Origin of the sequence: Pseudotabrizicola sp. 4114, assembly GCF_031457365.1 — a bacterium.
In the GTDB taxonomy this organism is placed as follows: Bacteria; Pseudomonadota; Alphaproteobacteria; order Rhodobacterales; family Rhodobacteraceae; genus Pseudotabrizicola.
This window is the reverse complement of the sequence record NZ_JAVDWP010000002.1, coordinates 416559-428555: the sequence shown is the minus strand read 5'-3', so window position 1 is coordinate 428555 and position 11997 is coordinate 416559. Positions and strand designations below refer to the sequence as shown.

The 11997-nt window shown below is 55.5% G+C and carries 12 protein-coding genes; 9 read left to right on the top strand and 3 right to left on the bottom strand.

Annotated elements, in window-relative coordinates:
- Positions 1–274: 274 nt before the first annotated feature.
- The 7 genes from J2X53_RS06530 (at position 275) to J2X53_RS06500 (ending at position 7657) form a co-directional block, all read left to right on the top strand.
- Positions 275–724, top strand: a complete 450-nt coding sequence (locus tag J2X53_RS06530) for a CopD family protein (RefSeq protein ID WP_349036666.1) — start codon at positions 275–277, stop codon at positions 722–724.
- 122 nt (positions 725–846) lie between these two features.
- Entirely contained in the window at positions 847–2118 is a 1272-nt protein-coding gene (rho, locus tag J2X53_RS06525; protein ID WP_103335031.1) for a transcription termination factor Rho, read from the top strand.
- Between the two features lie 19 nt (positions 2119–2137).
- Entirely contained in the window at positions 2138–3424 is a 1287-nt protein-coding gene (gene mnmE, locus J2X53_RS06520) for a tRNA uridine-5-carboxymethylaminomethyl(34) synthesis GTPase MnmE (RefSeq protein WP_349036665.1), read from the top strand.
- Between the two features lie 12 nt (positions 3425–3436).
- The gene (gene mnmG, locus J2X53_RS06515; RefSeq protein WP_349036664.1) at positions 3437–5302 is read left to right on the top strand and encodes a tRNA uridine-5-carboxymethylaminomethyl(34) synthesis enzyme MnmG; all 1866 of its coding nucleotides are present in this window, start codon (positions 3437–3439) and stop codon (positions 5300–5302) included.
- Entirely contained in the window at positions 5302–5925 is a 624-nt protein-coding gene (gene rsmG, locus J2X53_RS06510; RefSeq protein WP_349036663.1) for a 16S rRNA (guanine(527)-N(7))-methyltransferase RsmG, read from the top strand. Before mnmG ends, rsmG begins: the two co-directional genes overlap by 1 nt.
- Complete coding sequence (locus J2X53_RS06505) at positions 5918–6730, top strand: AAA family ATPase (protein ID WP_349036662.1); 813 nt, start codon at positions 5918–5920, stop codon at positions 6728–6730. The genes rsmG and J2X53_RS06505 overlap by 8 nt, the downstream gene beginning before the upstream one ends.
- Positions 6731–6745: 15 nt before the next feature.
- Positions 6746–7657, top strand: a complete 912-nt coding sequence (locus J2X53_RS06500; RefSeq protein ID WP_349036661.1) for a ParB/RepB/Spo0J family partition protein — start codon at positions 6746–6748, stop codon at positions 7655–7657.
- Between the two features lie 9 nt (positions 7658–7666).
- Here J2X53_RS06500 and hemW read toward each other — a convergent pair whose 3' ends face one another.
- Genes hemW through rph form a run of 3 tightly spaced genes read right to left on the bottom strand, consistent with a single transcriptional unit; the run spans position 7667 to position 10195 of the window.
- The gene (gene hemW, locus J2X53_RS06495; protein WP_349036660.1) at positions 7667–8821 is read right to left on the bottom strand and encodes a radical SAM family heme chaperone HemW; all 1155 of its coding nucleotides are present in this window, start codon (positions 8819–8821) and stop codon (positions 7667–7669) included.
- Between the two features lie 47 nt (positions 8822–8868).
- Positions 8869–9477: an RdgB/HAM1 family non-canonical purine NTP pyrophosphatase gene (gene rdgB, locus J2X53_RS06490; protein ID WP_349036659.1), complete on the bottom strand. Its 609-nt coding sequence runs from the start codon at positions 9475–9477 to the stop codon at positions 8869–8871.
- 1 nt (position 9478) lies between these two features.
- Complete coding sequence (gene rph / locus J2X53_RS06485; protein WP_349036658.1) at positions 9479–10195, bottom strand: ribonuclease PH; 717 nt, start codon at positions 10193–10195, stop codon at positions 9479–9481.
- A gap of 112 nt (positions 10196–10307) precedes the next feature.
- Here rph and hrcA point away from each other — a divergent pair, with 112 nt between their 5' ends.
- Positions 10308–11378, top strand: coding sequence for a heat-inducible transcriptional repressor HrcA (hrcA, locus tag J2X53_RS06480; RefSeq protein WP_349036657.1), 1071 nt, complete (start codon positions 10308–10310; stop codon positions 11376–11378).
- A gap of 32 nt (positions 11379–11410) precedes the next feature.
- Positions 11411–11944 carry a nucleotide exchange factor GrpE gene (locus J2X53_RS06475; RefSeq protein WP_349036656.1) on the top strand — a complete coding sequence of 178 codons (534 nt, stop codon included), beginning with the start codon at positions 11411–11413 and terminating at the stop codon, positions 11942–11944.
- Positions 11945–11997: the final 53 nt, after the last annotated feature.

Genomic DNA, 11997 nt, shown 5'->3' with positions numbered 1-11997 from the left:
GCAGACCTGGTGCTGAGGAAAGATGAAGATTTTGTAAATTCTGGAAAAAGGTGTACAAAGAGCCTGAGCGGCAAGTCTTTCTCAACTTACTGAAAATAATGTATTTTTATGTTTTTTTCCACAGGAAGCTGCAGTTGTCCCCCGTGTTATCCAAAGGCACTTTCATGTGGATAGTTTCCGGGAAAAGCGCGTGCATTCTGTTGTCCACAGGCCCTACAACTACATTCCTTTCTTATAATTCTTTATTTAAAGAAGAGGGCAGCAGGAGAACGAGATGAGTGAATTTCTGGCGGACTGGTATTTCTGGGTGAAATCCCTGCATGTGGTGTCGGTGATCGCCTGGATGGCTGGCCTGTTCTATCTGCCCCGGCTGTTTGTGTATCATGTCGAGGCTGTTGCAGCAGGAACTGATACAGACACCCTGTTTCAGACCATGGAACGCCGGTTGCTGCGGGCGATCATGAACCCTGCGATGATTTCGACCTGGGGAATGGGGCTGGCGCTGGTTGCAACGCCCGGCATCGTTGACTGGTCGATGGTCTGGCCCTGGGTGAAGGCCGGATCGGTTCTGGCGATGACCTGGTTTCACATGTGGCTGGCGGGTCAGCGCAAGGAATTTGTTGCTGGAACAAACGCTGTGACCGGTCGGCGGTATCGGATGATGAACGAAGTGCCGACGCTGCTGATGCTGTTGATCGTGGTCTCGGTGATCGTCAAATTCTGAATTCTTGACTTTTGCCGGTTCTGGCCTTATCTGGCGCGGAACGGGGCCGTCCGGCCTTTGTTTTTTCCCCCTGATGCTGTGACGCTGCCTGTCGATGAGACAGGTGGTCAAAGGACCATTCCATGACCGTAGAACGTTTGAATCTTGCCGATCTGAAAGCCAAGACACCCGCTGACCTGTTGGCGATGGCCGAGGAATGGGAGATTGAGAACGCGCCCAGCATGCGCAAGGGCGAGATGATGTTCCAGATTCTGAAGGAACATGCGGAAGAAGGGTTCGAAATCGGCGGCGACGGGGTTCTGGAAGTGTTGCAGGACGGGTTCGGCTTTTTGCGCAGCCCTTCGGCGAACTATCTGTCGGGGCCGGATGATATTTATGTCAGCCCCGAGATGATCCGTCAGTTCAGCCTGCGGACCGGGGATTCGATTGAGGGGGTCATTCAGGCCCCGCGCGAGAATGAGAAGTATTTCAGCCTCATCAAGGCGACCAAGATCAACTTTGATGATCCTGAGCGGGCAAAGCACAAGGTGCATTTCGACAACCTGACGCCGCTCTATCCGGATGAGCGATTCAAGATGGAGGTTGAAGATCCGACGATCAAGGACCGCTCTGCCCGGATCATCGACCTGGTGGCGCCGATCGGCAAGGGACAGCGGGCGTTGATCGTCGCACCGCCGCGGACCGGCAAGACGGTGCTGTTGCAGAATATTGCGCATTCGGTGGCGACCAATCACCCCGAGTGTTATCTGATCGTTCTGTTGATCGATGAGCGGCCCGAGGAAGTGACCGACATGCAGCGTTCGGTGAAAGGGGAGGTTGTCGCCTCGACCTTTGACGAGCCGGCAACGCGCCACGTGGCCGTGGCGGAAATGGTGATCGAAAAGGCCAAACGGCTGGTGGAGCACAAGCGCGACGTGGTGATTTTGCTGGATTCGATCACGCGGCTCGGCCGGGCGTTCAACACGGTGGTTCCGTCGTCCGGCAAGGTTCTGACCGGCGGTGTGGATGCTAACGCGCTGCAGCGGCCGAAGCGGTTTTTCGGGGCTGCGCGGAACATCGAAGAAGGCGGGTCGCTGACGATCATTGCAACGGCGCTGATTGATACCGGCAGCCGGATGGATGAAGTGATCTTTGAAGAATTCAAAGGCACCGGTAACAGCGAAATCGTGCTGGATCGCAAGGTTGCAGACAAGCGGGTGTTCCCGGCCATCGACATTCTGAAGTCGGGCACGCGTAAGGAAGATCTGTTGGTTGAGAAGATTGATCTGCAGAAAACTTATGTTCTGCGTCGGATTCTGAACCCGATGGGGACGACGGATGCGGTCGAATTCCTGATCTCGAAGTTGAAGCAGACCAAGTCGAATGCTGAATTCTTTGAATCCATGAACACCTGACGGCAGTATAGGCATAGCCATGACTGACACAATTTTCGCCCTTGCCACAGCGCGTGGCAAGGCAGGTATTGCTGTGGTGCGGGTCTCTGGCCCTTTGGCTTTGACGTCTGCCGAAGCACTGGGAGTTTCCGGTTTGACGGCCCGTCAGGTCGCGTTTCGCAAGTTGATTGTTGATGGCGAGATTCTGGACAGCGGAGTGGTGCTCTTTTTCGAAGAGGGCGCAAGCTTTACTGGGGAGAAAATCGTTGAGTATCAGATACATGGCGGTGAGTCCGTTGTAGCGGCCCTGTTGAGGTTTCTGGGCGGCGTTTCTGGATTGCGCCTGGCAGAGCCAGGAGAATTTACCCGGCGGGCGTTGGAAAATGGCAGGCTGGATCTGACACAGGTTGAGGCATTGGCAGATCTGATTGACGCTGAGACCGAGGCACAGAGGCGACAGGCGCAGCGGGTATTGTCCGGTGCGATCGGACGGCGGGCGGCGGAATGGCGTAAGGACCTGATTCGTGCAGCGGCCTTGATCGAGGCGACGATTGATTTTGCCGATGAGGAAATTCCTGAGAACGTGATTCCTGAAGTCCGTGACATTGTGATCCGTCTTTCAGATGCTTTCAGGTCGGAAATCGATGGCAGCCGGTCTGCCGAGCGCATTCGTGCTGGTTTTGAAGTTGCCATCATTGGTGCGCCAAACGTTGGAAAATCTAGTCTTTTGAATGCTTTGGTTGGTCGGGACGCTGCGATTACATCTTCGGTGGCTGGTACCACACGTGATGTGATTGAGGTCAGGATGGATATTGCGGGCCTGCCCGTCACCCTGATCGACACCGCAGGCTTGCGCGAAACGGAAGATGAAGTGGAACAAATTGGGGTCGCACGGGCAAAAGAGCGGGCCAGTCTTGCAGATTTGCGGGTCTTGCTGCTGGAGCCAGGCGGTTCGCCTGAGGCGTGGGATGTTGAGGATGGAGATATCATTGCGTGGAGTAAGGCAGATTTATTCCCGGTTCTGAATGGTGTTTCCGGCGTTTCAGGCCATGGTCTTGACTGGCTTCTGAATGAAATAAAACTGCGCCTTCAGGACCGCGTTTCAGGATCAGGAGTGCTGATCCGGGACAGGCAGCGGTCTGCTCTGACATTGGCGAGCGAATCCATGGCTTCTGCTCGGGGATGGTTGTATAATCAGGACGTGTCACTGGAGCTTGTAGCGGCAGATCTTCGCGCTGCGAGCCATTCATTGGACCTGTTGGTCGGCAAGATCGGGGTTGAGAGACTGCTTGATGAAATATTCAGCAGCTTTTGCATCGGGAAGTAGGGGTTGTTTCACGTGAAACATTTTGATGTTATTGTGATCGGTGGCGGTCATGCAGGCACCGAAGCAGCCTCAGCGGCAGCGCGGGCCGGCGCACGGGTTGCTTTGGTCACCCAGAAGCTCCAATCTATTGGGGTGATGTCATGCAATCCTGCGATTGGAGGTCTTGGCAAGGGGCATCTTGTTCGTGAGATTGATGCTCTTGATGGAGTGATGGCAAGGGCTGCCGATGCTGCAGGAATTCAGTTCCGCTTGCTGAATCGTCGGAAGGGCCCCGCTGTACAAGGCCCCAGAGCACAAACCGACAGAGCCCTTTACCGCGCCTTTGTGCAACGGGATCTGGCGGGTCAGAGCGGCCTAGTTCTGATCGAAGGCGAAGTTGTTGATCTGATCGTTATGCAGTCGCAAGTCTGCGGAGTCGTCCTTGCAGACGGCCAGGATCTGGCCGCGCGCGCTGTTGTTCTGACAACCGGAACTTTCTTGAATGGCCTGATACATATCGGGGAGGAGCGCCAATCTGGTGGTAGAATAGGCGACAGTCCTTCCAATCGGCTCGGACATCGCTTGCTTGATCTTGGACTGAAGCGTGGTCGGCTTAAGACCGGCACTCCGCCACGTCTGGATGGACGGACAATCAACTGGTCTGTTCTGGATGTTCAGGAGGGAGATGAAGCTCCCACGATGTTCTCCTTTTTGAATGACCGACCCGCAGTACGTCAGATTTCGTGTGGCGTTACCCGTACAAATGAGCGTACGCACGAGATCATCCGGTCAAATCTATCACGATCAGCAATGTATGGAGGCCTTATTGAGGGTGTTGGCCCTCGCTACTGCCCCTCCATAGAGGACAAGGTTGTCCGTTTCTCTGATAAGGATAGTCATCAGATATTCCTGGAGCCTGAGGGCCTTAACGACCACACCGTCTATCCCAACGGAATTTCGTCATCCCTTCCGATAGACGTGCAACGCGCTTATGTTTCATCTATCGAAGGGTTGGAGAATGCAAAAATTTTGCAGCCAGCCTATGCTATAGAGTACGATTATTTTGACCCAAAAGCGCTGTCTTCCAGTTTGGAGTTGGGTGATTTGGGGGGCCTTTTTCTCGCAGGGCAGATCAACGGAACCACCGGATATGAAGAGGCGGCCGCCCAAGGCCTTGTCGCCGGTTTGAATGCTGCCCATCTTTCCCAAGATAAAGCGCCCGTTCTCTTTCACAGATCAGAGAGCTATATTGGAGTTCTGGTTGACGACCTTCGTACCCGCGGCGTTACAGAGCCATATAGAATGTTTACGTCGCGTGCAGAATATCGGCTTTCTTTGCGAGCTGATAATGCAGATCAGCGCCTTACGGATGCGGCGATTGATCTGGGTATCGTGTCTGAAACTCGGATCACTGAGTTTCGCACAAAGATGGATAGGCTATTTTCTGCGAAGAATGCTCTGCGTGCCAGATCCTTTACTTCACATGAATTGTTGGAAAGGGGAATTCAGGTAAGTTCAGATGGGTCGCGTCGCTCAGGGCTGGACATTTTGGGCGCATTTGCGATCGGACCAGAGCAGCAGGAAGCGTTGCTTCCTGAACTGCTCGAAATGGATGCCGCGATACGTGCTCAGGTGATCTGCGACGCTATGTATAGCCGTTACATTGGTCGCCAGGATGAACAGATCGCCCAGCTGAAAAGAGAAGAGCATACGATTATTCCAAAGGATTTTTGTTATGCCGGTCTTTCCGGGCTCTCAGGAGAACTGAAAGCAAAGCTGGAAAAGCTAAGACCTTCGTCGCTCGCGATGGCGCGTGAAATCGAAGGGATGACGCCTGCTGCTTTGGCGCTAATTCTGGCAAATTTGCGTAAATCCGCGTTGCTCCAGGACGCGGGTTGATGTGGTCAGAGGCAGGTCATCACGAGGTCTCGGGTGTTTCACGTGAAACATCTGACCGCATCCTTTTGCTTGAGCACCTTGTACGTAAGTGGAATCCAAAAATTAATTTGGTGTCCAATGACAGTTTACGTCACCTCCGAGACCGTCATATCCTCGACTCCATGCAGATTTTCGAGTTGGCAAACTTTGATTGTGGAAGTTGGTGCGACCTGGGCAGTGGCGGAGGCTTTCCTGGCTTGGTGGTGGCAATACTCGCCCACGAGGCCAACACGCAGGGTGATGTCAAACTTGTTGAATCCGACGGACGCAAGGCGGCGTTTCTCCGAGAGGCTGTAAGACAGCTTGATGTTAGGGCGAACATTATTCAAAGCAGAGTTGAAGACCTGCCGCCTCTTTGTGCCACTGTTTTGTCAGCCCGGGCACTTGCTGCGCTGCCAAAGCTCTTCTCATTTGCAGAGCGCCATTTGGCCCCTGGGGGCGTCGCGTTGTTTCCAAAGGGAGCGACCCACCAGCGCGAACTCGAGGATGCCAGACAAGAGTGGTCCTTTGACGTAACTTTACACCCAAGCAAAACCGAGCCGACTGCCGCAATACTCGAGTTCAGGAATATTCGCCATGTCTGATACGCCTCCATGGCAGCGCCCTAGAATTATTGCTATTGCGAATCAGAAGGGGGGTGTCGGGAAGACCACGACCACCATCAATCTTTCCGCGGGACTCGCAGAATTTGGGTATAAAGTCCTGGTTATCGATATCGATCCTCAGGGCAATGCGTCTACAGGGTTGGGTGTGCTTCCGGAGGCGCGCAGGCGGACGAGCTATGACCTTCTTTTAGATCAGGCTATGCTGATTGATCTTATTCAGGACTCGTCGGTGGCAGGAATATCAGTATGCCCTGCGAATGCTGACCTCGCATCAGCGGATATTGACCTTGTCAGTAGCGAGAAACGATCCTTCCTGCTGTCTGATGCGGTCCAGGAGGCGAGCTTTCTGGCCGCTGGCTTTGACTTTGTTCTGATTGACTGCCCTCCGTCACTGTCTCTTTTGACGGTCAACGCCCTCGTTGCCGCAGAATCAGTGCTTATACCCCTTCAAAGTGAGTTTTTTGCACTTGAAGGGCTTTCGCAGTTGATGCTCACAATCAGAGATATCCGTAAATCCGCAAACCCACGTTTGAGAATTGAAGGTGTCCTCGTTACCATGACGGACAGCCGAAACCGGCTCTCCCAGCAGGTAGAGGCCGATGCCCGCGCAAATTTGGGCGACATGGTGTTTTCTACGACGATTCCGCGAAATGTAAGGGTGTCCGAGGCGCCGTCATATGCGCTTCCTGTCTTGCAGTACGATCCGACATCGAAAGGGGCGGATGCCTATCGGCGTCTTTCGCTTGAAATCATAGCCCGCAGATCCACCGGGCAAGCTGCCTGAAGAGAAAGAAAAGTCATGGAAAGAAATCAGGACCGTAAGGGTCTGGGAAGAGGCCTGTCGGCGCTTATGGCGGATGTGAACCTTGCAAAGGGCGACGTCGATCAGAGTGATGGCCGTCCGGTCCAGGCAGACACCATGATGCCGATTGAGCGTGTACTTCCGAATCCCAACCAGCCAAGACGCGACTTTGATCCCGTCCTTTTGGAAGAGCTTGCAGCTTCAATCAAAGCGAAAGGAATTATTCAGCCTTTGGTGGTCCGCGCCATCAGCGGCGGTCGAACCTATCAGATTGTTGCGGGTGAGCGCAGGTGGCGTGCGGCTCAGATGGCGCAGCTGCACAGTGTTCCGGTGGTCATAAGGGACTTTTCTGATGAGGAAGTTCTTGAAATCGCTATCATCGAGAACATTCAGCGCGCCGATCTGAATGCTGTGGAAGAAGCCCTGGGGTTTCGCCAGCTGATGGAAAATTTCGGTCATACCCAGGAAAAATTGGCAGAGGCTTTATCAAAAAGTCGTTCTCATGTCGCGAACACAATGCGATTGCTGAGTCTGCCAGACGATGTTCTGACGATGATTCGTTCTGGGAAGTTGACGGCAGGACATGCCCGCGCCCTGATAGGGTCTCCTGACCCTCTGACCCTCGCTCTGAAGGTCGTTGGCGCCGGTCTCTCAGTCCGGGAAACAGAAAAGCTCACGCGAAATGTTGCGAATGCGGCCGGGCGGCAAAAAAAGCCCTCGAAGCCGGAAAAGGATGCTGACACACGCGCCATCGAATCGGATATCAGCGCCAATCTCGGCATGATGATCAATATTGACCACGACCCATCGGGAGAGGGCGGTACGCTTCGCATTCGCTATAGAGATTTAGACCAGCTCGACATGCTCTGCCAGGTGCTCTCGGTGGTGCCCAGGGATTTTGCGAAATAGCAAAGACGACTATCCCACCAAAAGCTGTTTCAGGATCCAGTTCAAAACCAGCCGCCCTGCTGGAGTTGTTTTAATCCTGCCACCGCTGACGTCAACGAGCCCTTGGTTGGACAAATTGCTGATGCGCAAAGCAGGGAGAGGTTCACCTGCAATGCGCTCGTATTCCATAAGGTCAGCGCCGGCGTTTACCCTAAGACCCATGATCAACAATTCGGTTGCCTGATCGTCGGCAGACAGGGCTTCCGGCTTCAGGTGCGTGCAAGACTGCACGGCCTTCAGCCATTCTGTCGGCATGGCGGGACTGTTGGTCGAGATTCTTCGCCCACTTTCATCGGTCAGCCTGCCGTGCGCGCCCGGACCGATGCCAACGTAATCTCCACAGCGCCAATAGATCATATTGTGACGCGATTCCTCGCCTGGTTTAGCGTGATTGGAAATCTCATAGGCCGACATGTTCGACGCGTCACACAAAGCCTGAGTGATTTCGTACATGTCCACCGCCAGATCTTCGTCAGGCAATCCAGGCAGTAGCCCCCGATCAAAGCGGGCGCCAAAGGCGGTGCCCGGTTCAATTGTTAGCTGATAAAGGGAAAGGTGATCCCCGGCCAGTGACAGCGCTTCGCGAAGCTCAGCCTCCCACGCACTTAAACTTTGGTCCTGCCTCGCATAGATCAGATCAAAGCTTGTCCGGTCGAACACTGTCTGCGAAACGCTGATCGCCGCGCGTGCCTCACTTGAATCGTGCAGGCGGCCCAAACGCCGCAAGTCGATATCGTTCAACGCCTGAATCCCGACGGAAACCCGGTTAACACCGGCCATCCGGAAATCACGGAAGCGCCCGATTTCCACAGACGTAGGATTAGCCTCAAGGGTGATTTCAATGTCGTTTGCGGGCGTCCAGAGACGCGTCGCCTCATCAATTATGGCTGCGACCGTCGCTGGCGGCATGAGAGAGGGCGTGCCTCCGCCAAAGAAGATGCTGCTCAGAACGCGGTTTGGTGTCTCCTCAGCGTACCGTCTCAGCTCCGAAAGGTAAGCCTCGCGCCAGACATCCTGATCAATCTGTGCTGTTACATGACTGTTAAAGTCGCAGTATGGGCATTTTGACTGACAAAACGGCCAGTGGATGTAGAGGCCAAATCCGGCAGATTGCCAGCGTTGCATCAGATCATCTCCGTATTTTGGCGCTCTGCCGGGGAAATCAGGGTGTTTCACGTGAAACAACTGGCCACAAGCTTGCGAAAGGCATTCGCGCGGTGGCTGATCTGACCCTTTTCTTCGACGGCCATTTCCGCAAATGTAAGGTTGTAACCGTCTGGCTGAAACATAGGATCATATCCGTGACCCTTGCTACCACGCATCGGCCACACCAGCCTCCCCGCAACGCTGCCCTCAAAGACCATGTCCCTGCCATCCGGCCAGGCGAGGACCAATGTGCAGCAAAACTGTGCCGCACGCGGGTGAGCGGCGCCCGCTGTCTCGCAGGCCTCCCAGGTGCGCGTCATTGCCATTTTGAAATCGCGACCGTCGGCCGTTTCGGCCCAATCTGCGGTGTAAACGCCGGGCGCACCCCCAAGGGCATCGACGCAAATACCCGAATCATCCGCAAGTGAGGGAAGGCCGGTTGCGCGTGCTGCAGCATGCGCTTTGATCCGTGCATTTCCGACAAAGCTGCTCTCGGTTTCTTCCGGTTCGGGCAGGCCAAACGCGGCCGCAGACACCACCTCGATGCCATAGGGCTGCAAGAGATCAGATATCTCTTCCAGCTTTCCCCTGTTGTGGGTCGCTATCACCAATTTAGGACCAATTTGAACACTCATGCTATGCACCCACGGCAGCTTTCTGGGCCGATACGAGCAGACCAGACCCGATCTCAGCCAGATCCAGCAACTGCAGCATTTCATTGCGTGAAAATGATGCTCCTTCCGCCGACATCTGAACTTCAATCAACCGGCCACGCCCGGTCAAAACAAAGTTTCCATCTGTACCCGCAGCTGAATCTTCCGGATAATCCAGATCCAACAGGGGCTGCCCTGCATAAATCCCACAGGATACGGCAGCCACGTGGTCAATGATCGGGTCGCTGATGATTGTGCCGGCCTTCAACAGCCGGTTGACCGCCAGACGCAAAGCCACCCAGCCGCCCGTAATTGACGCGCAGCGCGTCCCGCCATCCGCCTGAAGCACATCGCAATCGACAACGATCTGTCGCTCACCCAATGCGCTCCGGTCAACGCCAGCGCGCAAAGATCTGCCGATAAGCCTTTGAATTTCCTGCGTTCTTCCGCTCTGCTTGCCTGCCGCCGCTTCACGACGCGTCCGAGTGTTTGTCGCGCGGGGCAACATTCCGTATTCCGCGGTCACCCACCCCAAACCGGTATTTTTCAGAAAAGAAGGCGCCTTGTCCTCGATCGTGGCAGAGCACAACACATGCGTATCCCCCATCTTGATCAGGCAAGAGCCTTCGGCATGCAGCATCACACCTGTTTCAATCGAAATCGACCGCATTTGGTCAAGTTGCCGGCCAGAGGGGCGCATAGATATTCCTTTCCATGGATTTGAATCAGATATGCGTGGCGGTGGTCCCGATGCAACCCCGATTGACCCCCGCGCTGATCGGAATACTCTGGCCCGACAAAAGGAGTCACAAATGACCGACGGCACAAAGCTGCTTACCGAGATGAATGACCGCTCTCGTGAAGTATTCCGGCGTGTGGTCGAAGGGTACCTGAGTTCGGGTGAGCCGGTCGGCTCGCGCAGCCTGTCGCGCAGCATGACAGATAAGGTATCTGCGGCCACGATCCGCAACGTCATGCAGGATCTGGAGTTTCTGGGCCTTCTCGACAGCCCGCATGTCTCTGCCGGTCGCATCCCGACGCAACGCGGATTGCGGATGTTTGTTGATGGTCTGCTCGAAGTCGGGACAGTGGCTCAGGAGGACCGCGAAAAGATCGACGCGACACTGGGGGAGTCCGACCGCGATGTGGCCTCTTTGCTCGATCAGGTCGGCTCTGCCTTGTCCGGCATTACCCGTGGGGCAAGTCTGGTCCTGTCGCCAAAGCACGAAGCGCCGATCAAACATATCGAATTTGTCAGCCTCTCGCCGGAACGCGCCCTTGTTGTGCTGGTGTTCGCCGATGGCCATGTGGAAAACCGCCTGTTCACGCCTCCCGCCGGACAAACGCCGTCTTCGATGCGCGAAGCTGCAAACTTCCTCAACGCGCTGGCCGAAGGCCGCACCCTCTCGGACCTGCGCCGCACCATGACCCAGGATATCGCCCGCCATCGTCAGGAAATTGACGTGCTGGCGCGCGAACTGGTCGAAAGCGGCCTCGCGATCTGGGAAAATGGCGGCGAGCGGGGAGAGCGTCTGATCGTCCGCGGCCGCTCCAACCTGCTTGACGCGGCGACGGATGGGCTGGACGTTGACCGGATCCGCAGCCTCTTCGATGACCTTGAACGCAAGCGTGACATCGCCGATTTTCTTGAACTGACCGAAGCAGGCGACGGTGTACGCATTTTTATCGGTTCAGAGAACAAGCTTTTCTCACTTTCGGGTTCCTCTCTGGTGGTCTCTCCCTATATGAACGCTGATCGTAAGATCATCGGTGCCGTTGGCGTCATTGGTCCGACGCGGCTGAACTATGGCCGTATCGTTCCGATTGTAGACTACACGGCACAGCTTGTCGGGCGGATGGTGTCCGAACGCGGCAAGGGGTGATCACTGACAGGTTTGTGTAAGGAAGACGAAAAATGGCGCAGGAAAACCCGAGCCCCGAGAATACAGAGGTCGACGAGATCGAGGAGTTCATCGAAGCAGAAGAGCTGGACGCTCTGCGCGCCGAACGTGACGAGCTGCGGGATCGTTTCATGCGCGCCCTTGCGGATGCCGAAAACTCGCGCAAACGCGCCGACCGCGACCGGCGTGAGGCTGAGCAATACGGCAGCACCCGGCTTGCCCGTGATCTTTTGCCGGTATTCGACAACCTGAAACGGGCGCTGGACGCGACAACCGATGACACCCGCAGCCAGGCTTCCGCCCTGATCGAGGGCGTCGAGCTTACCCTGCGGGAACTGACACATGTGATGACAAAGCATGGCGTAACCCCGATTTCCCCCGCTCCGGGCGATGCCTTTGATCCGCAGCTGCATCAGGCCATGTTCGAGGCGCCGGTTCCCGGCACCAAGGCAGGGCATATCATTCAGGTGATGACCGAAGGCTTCATGCTGCACGACCGCCTGCTCCGTCCGGCCCAGGTTGGCGTGTCCTCCACGCCTGCCAACTGATCTGCTTCAATCTCGGGTGGCCGGCCCCTCAGGCCACCCGCTTTGCCACAGCC

Coding starts and splice junctions, on each gene's coding strand:
- hrcA (WP_349036657.1), top strand. CDS start 10,308: ATGACCGACGGCACAAAGCTGCTTACCGAGATGAATGACCGCTCTCGT.
- J2X53_RS06505 (WP_349036662.1), top strand. CDS start 5,918: ATGTCTGATACGCCTCCATGGCAGCGCCCTAGAATTATTGCTATTGCG.
- rsmG (WP_349036663.1), top strand. CDS start 5,302: ATGTGGTCAGAGGCAGGTCATCACGAGGTCTCGGGTGTTTCACGTGAA.
- rho (WP_103335031.1), top strand. CDS start 847: ATGACCGTAGAACGTTTGAATCTTGCCGATCTGAAAGCCAAGACACCC.
- hemW (WP_349036660.1), bottom strand. CDS start 8,821: ATGCAACGCTGGCAATCTGCCGGATTTGGCCTCTACATCCACTGGCCG.
- J2X53_RS06530 (WP_349036666.1), top strand. CDS start 275: ATGAGTGAATTTCTGGCGGACTGGTATTTCTGGGTGAAATCCCTGCAT.
- rdgB (WP_349036659.1), bottom strand. CDS start 9,477: ATGAGTGTTCAAATTGGTCCTAAATTGGTGATAGCGACCCACAACAGG.
- J2X53_RS06500 (WP_349036661.1), top strand. CDS start 6,746: ATGGAAAGAAATCAGGACCGTAAGGGTCTGGGAAGAGGCCTGTCGGCG.
- mnmE (WP_349036665.1), top strand. CDS start 2,138: ATGACTGACACAATTTTCGCCCTTGCCACAGCGCGTGGCAAGGCAGGT.
- J2X53_RS06475 (WP_349036656.1), top strand. CDS start 11,411: ATGGCGCAGGAAAACCCGAGCCCCGAGAATACAGAGGTCGACGAGATC.
- rph (WP_349036658.1), bottom strand. CDS start 10,195: ATGCGCCCCTCTGGCCGGCAACTTGACCAAATGCGGTCGATTTCGATT.